At 59.1% G+C, this 20,292-nt stretch carries 19 protein-coding genes and 1 pseudogene; 15 read left to right on the forward strand and 5 right to left on the reverse strand.

Going from position 1 to position 20,292, the window contains the following annotated elements:
* Positions 1–115 precede the first annotated feature (115 nt).
* Positions 116–394 (forward strand): annotated as a pseudogene (locus L2A60_RS16130) (IS481 family transposase); the annotation flags it as partial.
* Between the two features lie 48 nt (positions 395–442).
* Here L2A60_RS16130 and L2A60_RS16135 read toward each other — a convergent pair.
* The 3 genes from L2A60_RS16135 to L2A60_RS16145 all read right to left on the reverse strand — a co-directional run bounded on the left by L2A60_RS16135 (position 443) and on the right by L2A60_RS16145 (position 3,502).
* The gene (locus tag L2A60_RS16135) at positions 443–1,879 is read right to left on the reverse strand and encodes an MFS transporter (protein ID WP_235705477.1); all 1,437 of its coding nucleotides are present in this window, start codon (positions 1,877–1,879) and stop codon (positions 443–445) included.
* Positions 1,880–1,881: 2 nt separating this feature from the next.
* Positions 1,882–2,832, reverse strand: a complete 951-nt coding sequence (locus L2A60_RS16140) for a SphA family protein (protein WP_235705478.1) — start codon at positions 2,830–2,832, stop codon at positions 1,882–1,884.
* Positions 2,833–2,950: 118 nt separating this feature from the next.
* Positions 2,951–3,502, reverse strand: coding sequence for a cupin domain-containing protein (locus L2A60_RS16145; protein ID WP_235705479.1), 552 nt, complete (start codon positions 3,500–3,502; stop codon positions 2,951–2,953).
* A 518-nt stretch (positions 3,503–4,020) separates the two neighbouring features.
* Between L2A60_RS16145 and L2A60_RS16150 the strand changes: the two genes are divergently transcribed.
* From L2A60_RS16150 to L2A60_RS16200, 11 genes are all read left to right on the forward strand, one after another.
* Entirely contained in the window at positions 4,021–4,764 is a 744-nt protein-coding gene (locus L2A60_RS16150; protein ID WP_235705480.1) for an SDR family oxidoreductase, read from the forward strand.
* On the forward strand, positions 4,761–5,597 hold the full coding sequence (locus tag L2A60_RS16155) for an alpha/beta fold hydrolase (RefSeq protein ID WP_235705481.1): 837 nt from the start codon (positions 4,761–4,763) through the stop codon (positions 5,595–5,597). The genes L2A60_RS16150 and L2A60_RS16155 overlap by 4 nt, the downstream gene beginning before the upstream one ends.
* Positions 5,594–6,463, forward strand: a complete 870-nt coding sequence (locus L2A60_RS16160; RefSeq protein ID WP_235705482.1) for an IclR family transcriptional regulator — start codon at positions 5,594–5,596, stop codon at positions 6,461–6,463. Before L2A60_RS16155 ends, L2A60_RS16160 begins: the two co-directional genes overlap by 4 nt.
* Positions 6,460–7,365, forward strand: a complete 906-nt coding sequence (locus L2A60_RS16165) for a VOC family protein (protein WP_235705483.1) — start codon at positions 6,460–6,462, stop codon at positions 7,363–7,365. Before L2A60_RS16160 ends, L2A60_RS16165 begins: the two co-directional genes overlap by 4 nt.
* An 8-nt stretch (positions 7,366–7,373) precedes the next feature.
* On the forward strand, positions 7,374–8,165 hold the full coding sequence (locus L2A60_RS16170; protein WP_235705484.1) for an SDR family oxidoreductase: 792 nt from the start codon (positions 7,374–7,376) through the stop codon (positions 8,163–8,165).
* A gap of 16 nt (positions 8,166–8,181) precedes the next feature.
* Positions 8,182–9,891 (forward strand): thiamine pyrophosphate-binding protein, encoded by a 1,710-nt coding sequence (locus tag L2A60_RS16175; protein ID WP_235705485.1) that lies wholly within the window; start codon positions 8,182–8,184, stop codon positions 9,889–9,891.
* A complete protein-coding gene (locus L2A60_RS16180; RefSeq protein ID WP_235705486.1) occupies positions 9,888–10,709 on the forward strand; it encodes an aspartate dehydrogenase in 822 nt (273 codons plus the stop codon). The genes L2A60_RS16175 and L2A60_RS16180 overlap by 4 nt, the downstream gene beginning before the upstream one ends.
* 14 nt (positions 10,710–10,723) lie before the next feature.
* The gene (locus tag L2A60_RS16185) at positions 10,724–12,217 is read left to right on the forward strand and encodes an aldehyde dehydrogenase (RefSeq protein WP_235705487.1); all 1,494 of its coding nucleotides are present in this window, start codon (positions 10,724–10,726) and stop codon (positions 12,215–12,217) included.
* Positions 12,218–12,305: 88 nt separating this feature from the next.
* Positions 12,306–12,521 carry a recombinase-like helix-turn-helix domain-containing protein gene (locus L2A60_RS16190; RefSeq protein ID WP_235705488.1) on the forward strand — a complete coding sequence of 72 codons (216 nt, stop codon included), beginning with the start codon at positions 12,306–12,308 and terminating at the stop codon, positions 12,519–12,521.
* 27 nt (positions 12,522–12,548) lie between these two features.
* Positions 12,549–13,562, forward strand: coding sequence for an aromatic ring-hydroxylating oxygenase subunit alpha (locus tag L2A60_RS16195; protein ID WP_235705489.1), 1,014 nt, complete (start codon positions 12,549–12,551; stop codon positions 13,560–13,562).
* A 154-nt stretch (positions 13,563–13,716) separates the two neighbouring features.
* Positions 13,717–14,676, forward strand: coding sequence for a PDR/VanB family oxidoreductase (locus tag L2A60_RS16200; RefSeq protein WP_235705490.1), 960 nt, complete (start codon positions 13,717–13,719; stop codon positions 14,674–14,676).
* Between the two features lie 47 nt (positions 14,677–14,723).
* On the opposite strand, the gene L2A60_RS16205 is transcribed toward L2A60_RS16200, so the two are convergent.
* Together L2A60_RS16205 and L2A60_RS16210 are read right to left on the reverse strand one after the other, a co-directional pair.
* Positions 14,724–15,299: a UTRA domain-containing protein gene (locus tag L2A60_RS16205; protein ID WP_235705491.1), complete on the reverse strand. Its 576-nt coding sequence runs from the start codon at positions 15,297–15,299 to the stop codon at positions 14,724–14,726.
* On the reverse strand, positions 15,300–16,211 hold the full coding sequence (locus L2A60_RS16210) for a LysR substrate-binding domain-containing protein (protein WP_235705492.1): 912 nt from the start codon (positions 16,209–16,211) through the stop codon (positions 15,300–15,302).
* A 106-nt stretch (positions 16,212–16,317) separates the two neighbouring features.
* Here L2A60_RS16210 and L2A60_RS16215 point away from each other — a divergent pair, with 106 nt between their 5' ends.
* The 3 genes from L2A60_RS16215 to phnY are packed head-to-tail and all read left to right on the forward strand — an operon-like array spanning position 16,318 to position 20,199.
* Entirely contained in the window at positions 16,318–17,469 is a 1,152-nt protein-coding gene (locus L2A60_RS16215; protein ID WP_235705493.1) for a 2-aminoethylphosphonate--pyruvate transaminase, read from the forward strand.
* Positions 17,470–17,488: 19 nt separating this feature from the next.
* Complete coding sequence (gene phnA, locus L2A60_RS16220) at positions 17,489–18,739, forward strand: phosphonoacetate hydrolase (protein ID WP_235705494.1); 1,251 nt, start codon at positions 17,489–17,491, stop codon at positions 18,737–18,739.
* Between the two features lie 8 nt (positions 18,740–18,747).
* The gene (phnY, locus tag L2A60_RS16225; protein ID WP_235705495.1) at positions 18,748–20,199 is read left to right on the forward strand and encodes a phosphonoacetaldehyde dehydrogenase; all 1,452 of its coding nucleotides are present in this window, start codon (positions 18,748–18,750) and stop codon (positions 20,197–20,199) included.
* Positions 20,200–20,292 lie beyond the last annotated feature (93 nt).

Here is a 20,292-nt window from a genome sequence, read left to right on the forward strand (position 1 = left end):
TAGGCACGGGTGGTCGGGGTCCACATGAGGCTGTCCATCCAACTCGGTCTCGACAACCTCTTGGAATCACACCTCATCCCGCCACCCAACCCTTCATTCCATCATCATTCCGAGACAGCCTCTGAGGGTTCTGGCTAAGCGTTACGGGATCAACCAAAAGACGGTCGCCAAATGGAAAAAGCGAACCGCGGTCGGCGATCTGCCGACCGGCCCCAAAGATCCACGCTCGACGGTGCACTCGCTCGAGGAAGAGGTCGTCATCGTCACCTTCCGCCGGCATACGCTGTTGCCACTTGATGATTGCCTCTATGCACTCCAGGCAATCATCCCGCATCTCACGCGCTCCTCATTGCATCGCTGCCTGCAGCGCCAGGACATCTCCCGGCTGCCCGATGATCTGTGGCGTTCCAACGCCAATCGTCGACAGACAAATTTGGGCTCGTCATGGTGAAATTTCTTCCAGCCTTCGTTGTTTCGTCTCGATCATCCCTGAACGCGCCAAGATCGCGCCGGCCACGGCCACGACGCCAAACATCAAAAGTACACCAGAAATGCCATATAATGGCAAGACCAATCCCACGAGATACGGACTTGCGATCGAGCCGAGGCGCAGCCACGTTGTGCCGACGCTCGTGCCGATCGCGCGGAGACGGGTTGGATAGATTTCCGCCGTGTACAAATAAAGCCCGACGCTGGTGATGTTCGCCCCAAAATATGCGACGGCGGTCGTCATCACAAAAATATCGAGAGGAACATGATGATAAATCGACAGGCCCAGAAGCGAAACCCCGCTTAATGAAAAGCCAAATACAAAGAGCGGGACGCGGCCAATTTTATCAACTGATAGCGCCATCACGAAACATCCGAGTAATCCTGACAACGTTCCGATCAGGCTAAGCTGAATCGATTTTTCAAGTGGTAAATGATAAACTGTATGGAGAATCGACGGCATCCATACCGCGATCCCGAACGTCACAAAAAATGATAACAACCAAAGCCCCCAGACGACAAATGTCCGTTTCCTGTAGCCGGGGCCAAAAAGCTCGGACACCCTTGACCGGACGGTTGGAATTGGAGCAACCGACAAGGTCGAAATAGGCGCGAGTTGTTGATAGGAAGACACATAATTTTCAATTTTTCTTAACATCGCGTCTGCCTCGGCCAAGCGCCCTTTGGAGGCAAGCCAGCGCGGGGACTCAGGACAATATTTTTGCATTGCAAACACCAAAAATGCAGGAACGACGCCGAACGCAAACAGCCAGCGCCACCCCACGTTCGGCACCAGCCATGCGGCGACCAGGCCAACCGCGAACAACCCGATCGGATAGATTGTTTCGTACAGCAGGAAAAACCGCCCACGATTTTTTGTCGATGAAATTTCGCCAATGTAGGTTGCCGCAATGGGAACTTCTGCACCCAGCCCGAAACCCTGAAGCACTCGCGCTGCGAGCAGTTGGTCATAACTATGTGACAAAGCGCAAAGTATGCTCATAATGGCAAAGAGCAGCACGCTTGCGCGCAACATTGGGACTCGACCGACTCGTTCGGCAAGCCAGCCGCATGTTATCGCACCGATCGCTTGCCCCAGAAAGCCCCCAGCAAACAGCAGGCCAATATCTTTGGCGTCGATGTGCCACAAGCCAATCAGGGCCGGCACCACATAAGCAATGGATAAAACCGAAAATGCGTCGAAAAATGTGGCCGATCCAATAATTATCCGAACAATAACATGCCAGCGTGTTACTGGTAATCGGTCTATCCGAGCTATAATTGTCTCTGGACTTACTGCTGTGCTTTGCATGTCTTCAGGTGCGGCCACGTTTAACCTCCAATTTATCGAAGTTTTTTGATCCATAACACCAACGATTTTGCTCGTCATTTTTATAGAGGGACCGTAAAAATAAACATCGCCATAGTCTTTTGCCCGATATTATTGGCGACAATGTCGTGCGTAATATTCAAGTTCAGGCGCGCCGGTCCAAAATTGTAGGCGGCCCCAAGGCCCAGTGCCCATTCTTGCGGTGATCCGCCATCAAGTTTCGCCGGGCCGCTATCGCGGGTGATTTGGGTGAGATAGTAACCGACCGGGCCGAAACTCCAGCGCCCGATGGTTTTGAATGCCGTATAATCCACATCCATCGTCGTGCCGTTACGGTAATGTGTCTGCTGATTTACACCATTGATATCAAATACGGTGTGCGCGGTGAACGCCCATCCGCTATGGAAATAGGTCAGTGCAAAATTCGGCTCAAGTGTATAGTGGTTCTGGCCGATATTTATCGCGGCAGGTGTTGTGTACCGGCCGCTTGGAACATAGAAGCCAAATTCAGCATCAAAAAACAAGCCGGGCGCTACTGACCAACTGAGATTCGCGGGAATAATTTCGGTATCAGGCAGACCAACGGTACTTGACGTCGTTCCATTTGGCCGAGTCAGGGCGACATCGACGGCGCCGATATTGCGGATGAAAACAGCATAACGCGCCCCTAAAACGCGCTGATTCAAAACCCACATGATCTGGGAGGTATTTGTCCACGTGCTGGAGACCGCCCCGGTGCGAACGCCCTGCCCATTGACCGAGTGAGCGCCGCTGAATGTGCCCTTGTTGATATAGTAGAAACCAGGAGGCGGCAGCTCACCAACAGGAACACCCATGGTAATTCCAACTGGGTATTCCGGCGTACTTCCAAACATGGCGGCATTAGCCGGAGCAATGCTGGCAATTGTGCTGGCAGACAAAACTGCCAGAGGTGGAATCAATTTGGCAAATCGACCAAGAAACTTCGGCCGTTGTGTTTTGTGCGATTTGCTTCGGTTATTCGCTACGCTCATTCATGGACCTTTCTGGTATTCTTGTTGAGTTTGGTTCAGTTTTTTTGACGTAGAGGCATTGAAATCCATCCGTTTATTTCAGAACGCAGAACGTTCTTCCATCAAGACGATTGAGCCACTAACGTTTGATTTTTGCGAGGGGATGATCGGCCGGATAGGTCGGAGTCTCTGGCTTGGGGGAGCCGATCATCACCATGATGATGGCATCTTCCTCGCCAACATTGATCTCGCCGCGATACACGCTAGGCGGGATCGAGATGCAGTCCCGCTCGCCCAGTACCGTCTCGTAATGTTCACCGTCCTGCTCGACCATCACTTTGATTTTGCCGCGAAGCACAAAGAAGACTTCCTCGGCGTCGGTATGAAGATGCATGGGGCCTTCGCCACCGGCAGGGATCACCATATTGGAGAGCGTGAAGTTCTCGGCCGGAATGGTGCCGGCGTCCTTTGCGACGCCCGTAGCGCCGGTGCCGATGAATCGCTTTTGAGCACGCCGGTACTTGGGATCGAAATCGGCCTGAAACTTGAGTGCGTTCCAGTCGTAGGGCCGGTCGTCCACGCGCGCGATTCGGGTCTTCATCCACTCTTCGAATGTCGCTCCCGGTGGTTTGTCCCACGAACGAGGTGAGGATTTTTTACGCTCGGTCACAATGTCAATTTCATGAGCCATGTCTGTCTCCGTTGTGTTGCTTGTGCGGGTGCGATCACCCATTGGTCGGTGCTGCCGTGCTCGTTGAGGCGGAGTCATTTGCGTCACCCCACGTTCCTGCCGCTATTGGCGGGCATCGGATACCTGGACGCGGAACGTCTGACTTCCTCATGCGGTCAAATCGATCAAATATGAACATTTTGTTCATGAACACTATCAAAAAAAATTAAACAGAGTCAACATATATTTTCGATAATCTCTGAACATTGTGCTTGACAGCTAGGCGAGGTGGAATTATAACAAATATGAACGATATGGTCGTATTTGGATACTCTGGTCATCGATGTCGCCCCGCAATGCCGGGGTGCGGCCGGTGGGAAGGTGGTGCGGCGACAGATAAGAGGAGCAGGAGAATACGATGATTGGTTTTGATGCGCCTCCCGTAGTTGTGGCGACAACAAATCGCCCGAGAAATCTCATTAAGGTGGCTACCGCTATGCCGCCGCTTTCCTGTTCCCGAACCATCCTGTGACCGGCGCATGCTGCACGGTAAAACCATTCTCGTGACCGGCGCGGCGCGCGGCTTGGGGTATGCGATCGCCCAGGCGTGTGCAGCCGCTGGCGCACGACTTGTCCTTGCCGATCGCCTGATCGAGGCGGGCCAGGAGGAGGTAGGGACGCTGCGTGAAACGGGTGCCGATGCTCGTTTTGTCCCGGTGGATCTCGCAGACCCGGAAAGCATTGAGGCGATGGCGCGCGATATCGCGGCGCACGAGGGCCGGCTGGATGGCTTGGTAAACAACGCGGCCATCGCCACGAATGTTGGCGGCGTCGCCTTCGATGCGATCGAGATTGATCTTTTCGACCGGGTCATGCGGGTCAATATTCGCGGCACATGGCTGATGACGCGGGCGATTGCCCCGATTCTGGTCGATGGCGGCGCCATCGTCAATCTTGCGTCTGATACAGCCCTGTGGGGAGCGCCGCACCTTCTCGCTTATGTTGCGAGCAAGGGAGCGGTCATCGCGATGACCCGCTCGCTGGCGCGGGAGCTTGGTGAACGGCGCATCGCGGTCACCGCGGTTGCCCCCGGCATCGTGAGAACGGAGGCGACCGAGTATGTCCCGGAGGCGCGACACCGTCTCTATGAGGAGCAGCGCGCCGTTCCGGGGCCGCAACTGCCCGAGGATGTTGCCGGTGTTGTCGTTTTTCTGCTGACACCGTCCGCGCTTTCCCTGACCGGGCAGTTGCTGACCGCCAACGCGGGATTCGTTTTCGCATGACCACAATCGACCACCCTTTTGAACGCCGCATGGTGAACGGGATCGATATCCTGATTCGCGCCGGGATGAACGATACTCAGCAGCCGTTAGTGTTGTTGCATGGTATCGGCAGCAGAAGTTTCTCGTTTCTTCCCTTGATGGCAGCATTCGATCGGGCCCGGACAATTATCGCATGGGACGCTCCAGGATACGGCGCCAGTTCTCCCCTCGCTGTCCCTATGCCGGGAGTGACAGAATATTCCGCAGCACTCCTGGCTTTGCTGAACGCCGAGGGTATCCAAACTGTCGATCTTCTTGGGCACTCGCTGGGCACTTTGGTGGCGGCCCATGCGGCGGCGACCGCACCGGCGCGCGTGAATCGGTTGGCGCTCGTCTCGCCCACGCTGGGTTATGGCGCGATGCCTGGCGACCCGCTGCCGGAGGCGGTGCGCGCACGCCTGGCGGAACTCGTGGCGCTCGGAGCCGCGACGTTCGCACGGAAGCGCAGCGCCCGGCTTGTATATCATCCTGAGCGATCGCCTGAGGTATTGGACGCGGTGGTCGCCGCCATGACAACCATGGTCATGCCGGGATACGGGCAGGCAAGTCGCCTGTTGGGATCAGGGCGCATTCTTGACGATGTGGTTCGGCTCTCTGTGCCGACACTCGTCATCGTGGGCGCCGAGGATGTCGTAACGCCGCCGGACATGGCCCGAAAAATCGCATTGTCACTGCCCCATTCGGTCAGATCTGCACCGCCGCTTGTTCTGGTCGAGGCGAGTGGGCATGCTGTTTGCCTGGAAGCGCCCGCCCAAGTCGCGGCGCTGGTCGAACGACATCTCACTGAGACATGAGGGTGGACATGCCAAAGATATCAAAACAAGCCAGAATTACGAAGAATGAAACCGAAACACAGATCTACGGTGTCCCGGCGGTGGAGCGCGCCATAAAACTGCTGCGCTCCATTTCGGAAGGCGAGTCGATCGCAAATCTCAGCCATGCCGCCAAGCTGCTCGGCATCAACCGCACCACACTCATCCGGCTGCTGGCGTCACTCGAAGCCGGACGTTTTGTCGAGAAGAAGCCCTACGGCGTCGGCTATCAGATCGGGCCTGGACTGATCGGTGTGGCCGCACAGACCTTCATGTCACGCGATCTGAGCCAGACGGCCCTACCCTACTTGATCATGCTTTCGGAAACCTACGGGCTTTCGGCCCATTTAGGCATCCTCGAAGGACGAGACGTGCTCTACTTGTTGCGGCAAGTGCCCAATGTCTTCCGGGCGAGCGCCATTCGCGTCGGGTCCCGGCTGCCCGCACATGCAACGACGATGGGCCGGATTATTCTTGCCTATCTGCCGGAACGCGACGTGCGGTCGCTGTTCGCCGGTGCGGATCTCACGCCGGTTACCGAATCTACCGCGACCAGGATCGATGATCTCATTGCCCAGATCGCGCAGGACCGGCAGATTGGTCTCGCCTGGAGCGCGTCATATTACGAACCGGGCGTTGATTCATTCGCCGCGCCAATCTTCGATCATAGTGGCTTGGTCGTCGCGGCGATCAACATCAGCGGACCAGAGGCTGCGTTTTCCATCGAAGGCGGCAAGCGGGCGCGGATCGGCGAAAGTCTGCGTCGCGCGGCAATGGATATTTCCGAGCGACTCGGCTTCGTTCCCAATGGGCGCTCGCACTATTCCCTGGAAGGAACCTTGGCATGACCCAGCCAATCGCGGTCGATTTCTTGCGCGCCATCGTCATGCGCGCCCCCCATGTCCTTGTGACGCGCGATTTCTATGTGGATAATTGGGGTCTTACGGTCTCGCACGAAACCGATGACGCCGTCTATTTCAGAGGCACCGGCTCAGAGCCCTTTATTTATGGCCTCCGTGAGGGCAAAACCTACGGCGTTGACCAAATCTGCTTTGGCATGAATAGCGCCGCGCGGATCGATGATCTTCATGCGCAGTTGGTTGCTAAAGGCGCGCCCACGACCGCTCGTGGTCCGGTGACCACGCCGGGGGGCGGCTATGGTTTCAGCACACTCGATCCCGACGGAAGGCGGCTGTCGTTTACCGCTGACGTCGCGCGTTACACCGACGAAGAAGACAGGCTGGCGTTGCCACGCAAAATTACCCATGTCGTTCTCAATTCGGAGTCGTTCGAGAAAAACCAGGCGTTCTACGAGGAGATGCTTGGCTTCAGGGTCAGCGACTATTCGGCAAACGCAATGGTGTTCTTGCGTTGCAGCAGCGACCACCATGCGATCGCGCTCAATCGGGCGTCCTATCCGTCGGTCAATCATGTCGCCTTCGAAATGGCATCGATCGACAGCTTCATGCGTGGCATCGGCCGGATGAAAACGAGGGGGCAAGCGCCAGCCTGGGGGCCAGGACGCCACGGACCGGGCAACAATCCGTTCGCCTATTTTGTCTCGCCGTCCGGGTTCGTCATCGAATTTACCTCGGAAGTTCTGCAGATCGACGAAGCAACCCATGAGCCGCAAGTATGGCCGCGAAACATCCCGGAAAAAATGGATCTGTGGATGACAGCGGGACCGCCCACGCCAGCCATGCGGACCGTTATGGCTGGCCGGCCCGACCCCGGCTTCCAATCGCTCTGAGGGTAGGCATGGATCTCGGTTTTTCCGGCAAGGTTGCGGTTGTTACGGGCGGAACTTCAGGCATCGGCCTCGCGACCGCGTCCGTGCTGCTGGCGGAGGGCGCTGATGTCGCCATTTGCGGGCGCAATGCAGAACGATTGGCAAATGCCCATCAGCACCTTGTCGAGCAACACGGCAACACCCGTGTCCTCGCCTGTCGCTGCGATGTTCTCGATGCGGCGGAAATCAATGGCTTTGCCGCGGAGCTGAACACTTGGCGAGGGCGTGTCGATCTCCTCGTCAACAATGCCGGGCAGGGCCGCCTCTCGACCTTTGCCGACACGACGGATGACGCCTGGCGCACCGAACTTGATCTGAAGATCATGAGTCAGGTGCGGCCGATCCGCGCCTTTCGGACTCTTTTCGATATGTCTGACGCGCCTGCCATCATCATCGTCAACTCTCTCCTTGCTCTTCAACCAGAGCCGCATATGGTGTGCACCTCCGCTGCGCGGGCAGCGGTCCAGAATCTGGCAAAATCCTTGAGTATCGAGTTGGCACCGCAGGGGCGCGTCAACTCGATACTGATCGGGCTTGTTGACTCCGGTCAGTGGCAGCGCCGCTTCGAGCAACGCCAGGACACCGATCAAACACGTGCGCAATGGTTCGCGGCTCTCGCACGAAGCAAAAATATTCCGCTGCAGCGTGTCGGCGAACCCGCGGAAGTTGCTAAGGCAATCGCGTTCCTCGGCTCTCCAGCAGCCAGCTACATCACCGGATCCGCGCTCGAAATTTCCGGCGGCATCTCTCGCTTCATCTAGATGGAAACAAATTCTGATGAGTATTGAAACCCTGTCACACGACCAGTCTCCCGCTGCTTCGATGCCGCCGCGCTCGGAGGTTTCGGTTGGTGAACTCGTCGCGACCTATCTCGCGGATATCGGCGTTGAGATCGCTTTTGGCGTGATCTCGATTCACAACATGCCGATCCTCGATGCCATCGCCCGGCAAGGACGTATCCGCTTCGTGCCAGCGCGCGGTGAAGCTGGCGCCCTCAACATGGCGGATGCCTATGCGCGCGTCTCGGGAAAACTTGGCGTTGCCTTCACCAGCACGGGCACTGCGGCAGGCAACGCGGCCGGTGCCCAGGTCGAGGCTCAAACCGCCGGCACGCCGATCCTGCACATCACCACCCAGGTCGATCGCGTTTTCATGGATCGGGATCGGGCCGCGATTCACGATGTCCCCGATCAGGCCGCTATGCTCAGGGCAATTTCCAAAGGGTATTTGCGCATTTGGGAGTCGCGCGGCGTATTGGGCGTGCTTGATGCCGCCGTCCGGATGGCGCTGAGCGCACCTGCCGGACCGGCGACCGTCGAGATCCCGGTCGATGTCCAACGCGAGTTTGTGCCAGCGCCTGCATGCATTCGTCCGCCCGTCGTCGATCCGATCCGCCCGGACGAGATGCTTCTTGATATTGCCGCGGGCATGATCGCGCGCGCGCGCCGGCCAATCCTGTGGCTCGGCGGCGGCGCGCGTGCCGCGTCGTCCGCGGCGACCGCACTCGTCGAGCGGGGTGTTGCTGTCGTCACCAGCACCCACGGTCGCGCGGTCGTGCCTGAGAACCACCCCTGGAGCCTGGGTGCCTTCAATATGACACCTGCCTCAGAAGCGATTTATAAGCAAGCCGACCTTATGCTGGTAGTTGGCTCGCGCCTCCGCGGTAACGAAACCTTCGATAACCGGATGCAACTGCCGAGACCTCTGTTGCAGATCGATGCCGATCCCACGCAGAACGGTCGGAATTACGCCACCGATGTCTTCATGGCCGGCGATGCGCGCCTCGCGCTTGAAGGGCTGCTTGCGCGGCTGCCGGAAACGCTCAACACGAACCATAATTTCCTGCACGACATCAGCATCGCGCGGGCGCAATCAGAGGGAATGCTCCGATCCGCTCTCGGCCCCTATCAAACCATCGCCGATGATCTTCTGGCTCGGGTATCCGCCGGCGCACACCCTTTCGTGCGCGATGTCACAATTTCCAACAGCACGTTTGGTAACCGTTATGTGACGATCGCGCGGCCGGAGCTTGGCGTCCATGCGCTCGGTGGCGGCATCGGTCAGGGGATTGCCATGGCCATTGGCGCAGCCCTCGCGGGTGAGGCTGCCAAGACGATCGCGCTTATCGGCGACGGCGGCAGCATGCTCGCCCTGGGCGAGTTTCTGACAGCAGTCGATGAAGGCGCGGAGATCGTCTTCGTCCTGATGAACGATGAAGCCTATGGCGTCATCCAGAATATCCAGGACGTCCAGTTCGAAGGCCGGCGGCACTACTCGAATTTATCGGTACCCAATTTTTCCCTTCTGGCCAAGAGCTTCGGTCTGCAACACCGGGCGATCGATAATGTCGAAACGTTTGGCGCAGCGCTTGACTGGGCGCTCAACCTTCGAGGGCCGGTGTTGCTGGAGGTTGAAATGACCAAGATCGGTCCCTTCGCCAGCGCTTTCGCTGGGCCGCCAGCCGGTGCGGCGGGTGGTCCGGCATGAGGTTGGGGCTGATCGGATATGGTGTGATCGCGGAGACATTGTTGGCAACGCTTGCGCACGAACTGCCAGCACCGCTTGAGCTCCTTGTCTGTCTCGCCAAACCAGAAGGGGAGGCGCGTGCCCGATCCTTGCTTGCAAAGCACACGAACATTGCGCAACACGTCGAAGTTATCGACCACGCCGAAGCGTTGAGCCGGCTTGGCGCCGATATTGTCGTGGAATGTGCAAGCCAGGCCGCTCTCGGCATGTATGGCACGACGATACTGAAAGATGGCATCGACCTGATCGTCAGCTCCGTGGGTGCGCTCGCGGACGATGCGCTGCACACCGCACTTGTCGATGCGGCACGCAAAGGCGGGGCACGGCTTCGTCTGCCCGCAGGTGCCGTCGGAGGCATCGACATGCTTTCCGCCGCCCGGCTCGCCGGACTTGACGAGGTCGTCTATGTCGGACGCAAGCCGCCACTGGCCTGGAAGGGAACGTCCGCCGAGGCCATCATCGATCTCGATAATCTGGGCACAGCTTTGGCTTTCTACGAAGGCAGTGCGCGCAGCGCGGCAACCGAGTATCCGAAGAATGCCAATGTCGCGGCGATTATCGCTCTCGCCGGGATCGGTTTCGAACGGACACGCGTCGAATTGATTGCCGATCCGGCAATCATTCGTAACGTCCACGAAATTCGGTTTCGTTCGAAGGCTGGCATCGCGCAGATTCGGATCGAGAACGAACCGTCTTCCCAGAACCCCAAAACCTCGCTCGGTACAGCGTACAGCATTGCCCAGACAGTGCTGAACGTCGTGCTGCCCGAGGTCATTTGACATTGAGAAACAGCATGGCTGAACAACTCCCGGACGGGCGGCTTTTTATCGGCGGTGAATGGCGCGAAGGCCACGGCGCCGAAATCGTGTCCCGGTTTCCCGCGGATCAGTCGTTGAACCGCATCGTTCGAGGCGCGGCAGCCGAAGATGTCGATGAAGCGATCACGCGGGCTGAGACCGCCGCAGCCGATCCGGCTTGGCGCCGGCTTAAGCCGCACGAACGCGCAACCTATCTTTACAGAATCTCCGTCGGCATCGAGCGTAATGCCGAGCGCATATCCTTCATCCAAACGCGAGACACCGGCAAGACACAGGCTGAAACGCGGGCTCTTGCCCAAAGTGCTGCTAACACGTTTCGCTATTTCGCTGCCGCACTCGAAACGGCGGAAGAACAGATGCCGCCGCCACGCGGCGACTATCTGACGTTCTCCTGCTACGAGCCTATCGGTGTCGTCGCTGCCATCACGCCGTGGAACTCGCCGATCGCGAGCGACGCGCAGAAGCTGGCGCCCGCACTTGCCGCTGGCAACGCCGTCATCCTCAAGCCGGCCTCGTGGAGCCCGCTTACCGCCTTGGAACTGGCGCGAATTGTCCAGGAAGCAGGACTGCCCGACGGCCTTCTGTCGGTCATTCCTGGGGCAGGCAGTGTCGTTGGCGATCTGCTCGTCCGCCATCCTGCGATTGGCAAGGTCTCGTTCACGGGTGGCACCGAGGTGGGGCGCCGCATCGCGTTCGAGGCGGCGAAAAAGCTCATGCCGGTATCGCTCGAACTGGGCGGCAAGTCTGCGACCATCGTGTTCGACGATGCGGACATGACTCAGGCCATCGCCGGAGTGCTTTTCGGGATCTTCAGCTCCACCGGCCAATCCTGCATCGCGGGCTCGCGGCTGCTGGTTCAACGGAGCATTTACAAGAATTTCGTACAACGACTGGTCGAAGCTGCTGAATCGCTGAAAATCGGCAACCCGTTCGACACTGCCACCCAGGTCGCCCCCCTGATTCACGGTGACCATCGCGCTTCTGTCGAACAGGCGGTGGCCCTCGCCCGCGAGGAAGGCGGACGTGTCCTCACCGGCGGAAAGCGGCCCGAAGGTTCAGTGTTTGACGCCGGAATTTACTATCGACCAACCATCATCGATACTGTCGGCAACCAATCGCGAACCTGCCGCGAAGAGATTTTCGGACCAGTTCTCGCCGTTTTACCGTTCGACGATGAAGCCGAAGCCGTAGCCCTTGCGAATGACAATCCATTCGGTCTCGCGCTCGGCATTTGGACACGTGATGTCTGGCGCGCCAGCCGGCTGGGAGCGGCAGTGAAGACAGGCACCGTGTGGGTCAACACCTACAAGCAATTCTCCGTCTCAACCCCGTTCGGCGGCGTCAAGGAAAGTGGTCTTGGCCGCGAGAAGGGCCGGGACGGGTTGCGCGCCTATCAGCAACAAAAATCCTGGTATCTTGATACGAGTGAACAACCCCATCCGTGGGCTGGCCTGATGGAGGTCGCATGAGACGACGTTGGTGCTGAACACTTCCCCGTATGTGACGTACTTTCCGTAGGTGAACAGGAACGTTTTTGTAATTGTTAGGAGAACAATGATGAGCTTATACCTGGAACCGCATCAATCGTTAAACCGCAAGCCCACGCAATATGAAAACCTGCTCGGTGACTCCATCGAACGAGCGTTTGGGCAGGGCATCAAGGAGCTTGCGGAACTGGTGGCGTACCTGAACAACGCTGGTCCGTCTCCGCAAGTCGGCGATATCTGGACCGATGCCACCTTCGAAACCGAAATGGCTCGGCTCGGCAACTAAACAAATATACTCTACTTGAGGATGGAAATGGATACTCAAAAAGATGCTATCGAGACGGTTCTGGAGAGTGGCTTACAAAACCTCTGGTATCCTCTCTGCCCATCAGGCTTCATTGCGGAACGGCCTGTATCGTTGCGCAGGCTGGGGAAAAAACTGGTGCTATGGCGTGACACCGATGGTGCGCCGCATGCCCTGACCGATCAATGCCCGCACCGCGGCGCACCGCTATCGCAGGGTATCGTACTCGGCAACCGGATTGCCTGCGGCTATCATGGTGTGGAAGTACGCGCGGATGGTATTGTTACGAGTGTACCGGGTAGCCCTGGCTGCAAGCTCGAAGGCTCGCGCGCCGTACATTCGTTTCACCTGAAAGAAGCGCATGGTACAATTTGGTTGTATAATGCGGGCACGAACATCGACACAGCACCTGATCTGGTTCTACCGATTGAGCTGACATCTGATGAATATTCGAACTTTTTGTGCTACGCTGAATGGAAAAGTGATTACCGTTACGCGCTGGACAATGTACTTGACCCGATGCACGGCACATATTTGCACAAGCAATCACATTCAATGGCGTATGGCGAGCAAATCGCGCAGTTTCAACTGCGAGACACCGACACGGGCTTCGTATTTGAAAAGGAAGGCCAGCGCGATGTAAACTTCGACTGGACTGAATGGGCCGATACCGGGACACAGTGGATGCGCCTTGAAATTCCTTATCCGAAAACTGGTGGTCCTGGCGGCAATTTTATCATTATTGGTAGTTGCACACCGATCGAGAAAAATGTGTCTGCAATATTCTTCTGGCGTTGCCGTAAAGTGTCGGGTTGGCAGCGTGATACATGGCGCTTTCTGTACCGCAATCGCCTTGAAGCGCGCCATTGGGCGGTTCTCGAACAAGATCGTGTTGTGCTGGAAGCGATGGAACCCGATGCGAATCAGAACGAGCATTTGTACCAACATGATATGGGGGTAGTGCGGCTGCGCCGGCACATGAAGAAGCTTGCAAAAGCTCAAATCGAAGCCGGTGCAACTTAATCATCAAATTCATCACTGGATATATACCGCGCTTTGGCGCAAACTTGAGCGCGGTAAATCGTCCGGAACTTCATGACGCCAAAGTAGCGATGGACACCAACATCCTGTTCCAATTTGTTAAAACACCCGATAGGACGCTAAGGTTCGGACTTCGATGAGCAGCAAAGACCTTCTCCAGGCGCAGGTTCGCACCTTGCGCTACGAGGCCGAGGGAATCATCAGCATCGAAATGATGCCGATACCGGGAGCCCATTTCCCGCGTTTCGATGCAGGCTCCCACATCGATTTTCATCTGCCGAACGGGCTTATCCGCAATTACTCATTGCTGAACTCGCCCGACGATAACGATCGTTACGTGGTGGGTGTCCTCGCTGATCGACAAAGTCGGGGCGGGTCGCGCTATGTGCACGAGCAGTTTCGCTGTGGCATGGTTGTCCCGATCAGCGCGCCGCGCAACAATTTTACCCTCGATGAGAGCGCCTCCCAAACGGTATTGGTGGCGGGCGGCATCGGAATCACGCCAATTTTGTGCATGTACCGGCGGCTGCGCGCGCTTGGGCGCGACGTGCGGCTTGCTTATTGCGCGCGGACGCGGTCGCATGCCGCTTTTTCCGATGAATTACGTGCAATCGGGGGCGATATCCACTTTCATTTTGACGACGAAAATGGAGGTTCGCCGTTCAATTTGCTGAATTACCTTTCCAAACAACCCGGTGATGCCCACGTCTATTGCTGCGGGCCAAGTGTAATGATCAGCGCTTTTGAAAAAGCCTGCGAAGCAGCCAACTTAAAAAATGTTCATATTGAAAGATTCTCGATCGACCCGGTCGTTCAATCCGCCCCCAAGGCTGGCTGTACGGTTCAGTTGGCGAAAAGCGGCAAGACGTTTGAAGTTCAAGCGGATAAAACGATATTGGATGCATTGCTTGAAGCAGGCATTGATGTCGAGTTTGGCTGTAAGGAAGGAATCTGTGGGGCGTGTGAGACGAATGTGCTCAGCGGATACCCGGATCACAGAGACGGGGTGCTGAGTCAAGCCGAGAAAGACTCAAACAAAGTCATGATGATTTGTGTTTCGAGAGTGAAATCGGGACCAATTGTCCTTGATTTGTAAAACGGACATCATCGACCTTCCGATTGGAACCCCCATGTTGCAAACTGTCACGGTGAGAAATGAGCGATCAGGCGATACGCTTTGCCGGGGAAGGTTTGCCGCACATAGGTAATTTCATCGGCCACTCTCCAGGTACGACGTTCCACGACAAGACACGCGGCACCTTTCGGAATGGCAAGATCATCGGCAACGCCGGCCGTGGCATTGACGGCGCTGATATTATGTTCCGCCCTGGTCCAGGGAACCTGAGCCACCAACCAGGTGCTGGGGGGGGTTGTGCTGAAATCGACCTCGGCGGCTTCCGGTACGACATCCAGGCTGACGAAGCGTTCTTCCAGTGCGAAGGGGCGTGAATTCGCCAGATGCCGGCACTTTAACACAAGCAATGACGTGTCCAGCAAAAAATTCCGTTCATTACCTACCTTGCCAAGGCTGTCGCGGTAGCGGCGCGAGATCAATTCATAGCCATAGACCTCGCCTCGGCTGGTGATTTCAGACTGCATATCGGGAATTTGCAACACCGCCGATTGGACGGGCGGCGATGCGACGAAGGAACCGGCCCGGCGGCGCCGGACAATCAACCCGGCGGCTGTCAGGGTGGAAATCGCTTTGTTGACGGTCATTCACCCGAGAGGATTTTGCGTCGATTTTGATCCCGCATCAGCCTGTCGAGGCGGCGGTGGACCGCCGGCGGCGAGGAAGGCCCGCACCAGCGGCAGGCGCTGGCGTTCCTCCAGGCAGATCACGTATTCCGCGACGGCAAGGTCGGTATCCTCGACCGTGACCCGCGCGAGTTCGGGATGGATCGGCAGCTCGGCTTCGAAGGCGACACCCACGCCGAAGCCGGCGAGCACCGCCTCACAGACCGCCTCGCGGGTCTGCACTTCGAGCAGGGTGTGCGGTCGCACGCCGTGCTCCGAAAGCCGCGTCTCGAACACCTCCCTGGTGATCGAGCCGCGTTCGCGAAGCACGAGGTCGTGTCCGGCGAGGGCTCGGATCGGAATGCCGCCGGCAGCGGCAAGGGCATGATCGGACCTCACGAAAAGCACCAGACGGTCGTGCTGGAGCAGCCGGCTGTGGAGCCGGGGGTCCGAGACGCGCCTTGCCGTCACCGCGACATCGGCGTGGTGGTCAAGCACGCGGTCGAGCACGTCGGAGGAGTTGCCGATCGAGAGGGAGAAGGTCAGATTCGCGTGCCTTGCCTTCAGCGTCACCAGGATCGGCATGACGTGGGTCGCGCTGTCGGCGGCGATCCGCAGATGTCCGCGCAGCAGCGTGGCCGAGCCGGAAAGCAGGGTGCGGGCTTCGTCTTCCGCGGCGAACAGGCGGGCGGTCAGGGCGTGCAGGGCGTGGCCGAGCGGGGTGGCGCTGACGCCGCGTCCCCGGCGGTCGAACAGGGCGACGCCGTAAGTCGCTTCCAGGGTCTTCACCTGTGCCGAAAGCGTGGGTTGGCCCACGCCGCTGCCGCGCGCGGCAGCCGAGAAGCTTCCGGCCTCCGCGACCAAATGAAAGGCGCGCAGCAACGTAGTGCTCATGACACCCTCGGTATGGTTTCCATCAATGGGATGTATCGAGACATAGCATTTTAAACAATAGAAGCTGGAAGCTACGCTGACTATGCATTGTTTGGAAGGCATCGAGATGATCGCAACTGGCAGTATCAGAGCCGCCTCCGAGACCGGCGACGCGCTCCTGCTCACCCCCGGACCACTGACTACGTCGCGCTCGATCAAGGAGGCGATGCTCCATGACTGGGGCTCGCGCGATGCCGCCTTCGTGCAGATCAACCGCGAGGTCATGGAGCGCCTGCCGGGGATCGTGAATGCTGGCGCGACGCATGTGACGGTGCCGATGCAAGGATCGGGCACCTTCGCGGTCGAGGCGATGCTGACGACCTTCGTCCCATCGGACGGCGAGGTCCTGATCCTGATAAACGGTGCGTATGGCCAGCGTGCCAGAAAGATCCTGGAGATTGCCCGGCGCCGGACCGTGATCCACGAAACGCCGGAGGACACGCCGCCTGACCTCGTCGCGGTGGAACGGGTCCTGGCCTCGACGCCCTCCATCACGCATGTTTTCGCCGTGCATTGCGAAACGACGTCGGGCATCCTGAACCCGGTGCAGGAGATCGGCGCGCTCGCGGCGAAACATGGCAAAGGTTATTTGATCGACTCGATGTCGGCCTTCGGCGCTCTGCCGCTTGATGCGAACGCCATTCACGCTGATGCGATTGCCGCATCGTCGAACAAGTGCATCGAGGGCGTTCCCGGGCTGGGCTTCGTGATCTGCCGGAAGGATGTCCTGGAAGCGGCGAAGGGCAATGCGAGTACCCTCGTGCTCGACCTGCATGATCAATGGACGGTGTTCCAGAAGACCGGCCAGTATCGTTTCACCCCGCCGATCCACGTCATCGTTGCCTTTCATCAGGCATTGACCGAGTTCTTCGCCGAGGGTGGACAGCCCGGACGCGGTGGGCGCTACACGGAGAATTGCCGCGTGCTGGTCGAGGGCATGCGCGCCCTCGGGTTTCGGACGCTGCTGCAGGATCAGCTCCAGGCGCCGATCATCGTCACCTTCCACATGCCCGGCGACCCGCGCTTCGACTTCCAGCGCTTCTACGACGCGCTCAAGGAGCGCGGCTATGTGATCTATCCAGGCAAGCTGACTGTGGCGGATTCCTTCCGCATCGGGTGCATCGGTCGGCTGGATCGCACGCACATGCAGGGCGCGCTCGCCGCGATCCGGGACGTGATCGCGGGGTTCGGCATGACCTCAGCGGCGATGGCCGCATGAGCAGGAAGGACGCCGAACCATGACCACTCACCGCTCCTTCCACACGGTCGATGCCAACGGCCGCATTTATCGCATCCCGGCGACACCGACCGTTGCCGTCTGCATCGACGGCTCTGAGCCCGGCTACATCGAGGCCGCGATCGCCGCCGGTCTGGCGCCGAACCTCGACCGCATCATGCGGACCGGCACCAGCACCACGGCGAAGTCGGTGATCCCGAGCTTCACCAACCCGAACAATATTTCAATTATCACCGGCCGGCCGCCTTCGGTCCACGGGATCGCAGGCAACTACTTCCTCGACCCCGCAACGGGACAGGAGGTGATGATGAACGACGCGAAGTTCATGCGCGCCGGCACCATCATGAAGGCGTTGCAGGATGGCGGCGCCAGGGTCGCCGTGGTTACCGCGAAAGACAAGCTGCGGACGCTGCTCGGCCACGGGCTCGATTGTTCGGCGGGCCGGGCGGTCGCGTTCTCCTCCGAAAAGGCGGATAAGGTGAGCCTCGCGGAGAACGGCATCGCCGATGCGCTCGGCCTCGTCGGCATGAAGCTGCCCGAGGTCTATTCCGCCGAACTCTCCGAGTTCGTCTTCGCCGCCGGCGTCAGGCTGCTCGAAACGATGCGCCCCGACGCCATGTATCTCTCGACGACCGACTACATCCAGCACCGTGCAGCACCCGGCTCGGCGGTCGCGAACCGTTTTTACGCCATGCTGGATGGCTATGTCGGCCGGCTCGACGCCGCCGGGGCGGTGGTCGCGCTGACCGCCGATCATGGCATGAACGATAAATATCTGCCCGACGGCGCGCCGGACGTGATCTATCTGCAGGACCAATTCAACGCCTGGACCGCGAAGGGGATCTGTCGCGTCATCCTGCCGATCACCGATCCCTATGTGGCCCATCACGGGGCGCTCGGCTCGTTCGCGACGGTGTACCTGCCGCCGGGCACGGATGCGGCCGCCCTGCTCAGCCGCCTGCGCGCGCTCGATGGCGTGGACCTCGCCATCGGCCGCGACGAGGCATGCCGGCGCTTCGAGCTTCCCGAGGACCGGATCGGCGACATCGTGGTTATTTCGGCGCGCCACAAGGTGCTCGGCACCAGCCGCGATCGGCACGACCTGTCCGGCCTGACCGAGCCGTTGCGCTCGCATGGCGGCCTGACCGAGCAGACCGTGCCGATGATCGTGAACCGGAAAATCGCATTCCGGCCTGACCACGAGTTGCGAAACTTCGACGTTTTCGATGTCGCGCTGAACCTGGTGCAATGAGGACCGCAATGAACATCCAGACCAAATCCCCGGTCCGGCGCGAGGCGATGCGGATCGCCGGCCGCAAGGTGCGGACCGACGAGGCGATCGACGTTCTGAACCCCTACACCGGCCAGGTGGTGGGCACCGTGCCCGCCGCGCGCCCCGAGCATGTGCGGGAGGCTTTCGCGGCGGCGCGCGCGTTCAAGCCGAAGCTGACGCGCTACGAGCGCCAGCGTATCCTGCTGCGCACCGCCGAGATGCTGCGTGACCGCAAAGAGGAGTTCGCGCGGCTCATCACCGCCGAGTCGGGCCTGTGCTGGAAGGATTCGCTGTACGAGGCGAGCCGCGCCTACGATGTCTATTCCTTCGCGGCACAGCTAACCATCCTGGACGACGGCGAGACCTATGCCTGCGACATCAGCCCGATGGGCAAGCAGCGCAAGATTTTCACCACGCGCGTGCCTTTGATGGGCGTGATTTCCGCCATCACGCCGTTCAACCATCCGCTCAACATGGTGAGCCATAAGATTGCCCCGGCAATCGCGACGAACAACCGCGTGGTCCTGAAGCCCACCGAACTGACGCCGCTGACCGCGCTCGCCCTCGCGGACGTGCTCTACGAGGCCGGGCTGCCGCCTGAAATGCTTTCGGTGGTGACCGGCAATCCCTCGACCATGGGCAACGCGATGATTACCGACCCGGACGCGGACCTGATTACGTTCACGGGCTCGGTTCGGATCGGCAAGTATATCGCGGAGAAAGCGGGCTACCGGAGGGTCGTGCTCGAACTCGGCGGCAACGACCCGCTGATCGTGATGGAGGATGCCGACCTCGACAAGGCGGCGGAACTCGCGGTGCAGGGGGCGACGAAGAATTCCGGCCAGCGCTGCACCGCCGTAAAACGCATTCTGGTCGTCCACAGCGTGGCCGAGGAGTTTTCGCGTCTGGTGCTCGCCAAGGCCCGCAAGCTCACCGCCGGAGATCCGATGGACCCGACGGTGGATATCGGCACCGTGATCCACGAGCGCGCGGCGCAGGAGTTCGAGCGCCGCGTGCTGGATGCGATGTCCCGTGGCGCGAAGCTGCTGCACGGTAACGACCGACGCGGCGCGCTCTATCCTCCGACCGTGGTGGACCACGTGCCCTATGACGCGGAATTGGTGCGGGAGGAAACCTTCGGCCCCGTCATTCCCATCATCCGCTGCCCCGACGACATCGCCGAGGTGGTGCGGATTTCGAACTCGACCGCCTATGGCCTCTCGTCCGGCGTCTGCACCAACCGGCTCGACTACGTTACGCGCTTCGTAAACGAACTGGACGTCGGGACAGTGAATATCTGGGAGGTGCCTGGCTACCGGATCGAAATGTCGCCTTTTGGCGGCATCAAGGACTCTGGTCTCGGCCACAAGGAGGGTGTGGTCGAGGCAATGAAGAGTTTTACGAACGTTCGGACCTACTCCCTGCCTTGGACAAGCTGAGCGGCGAATCTCCGGCAGCCGAGAACCGGATGATGTCTCCGGCTTATGAGAGCAACTTCACGAAAGCTTCACTGTAGGATGCATACGAACCGG

Source organism: Acidiphilium iwatense (assembly GCF_021556475.1).
Taxonomy (GTDB): Bacteria; Pseudomonadota; Alphaproteobacteria; order Acetobacterales; family Acetobacteraceae; genus Acidiphilium; species Acidiphilium iwatense.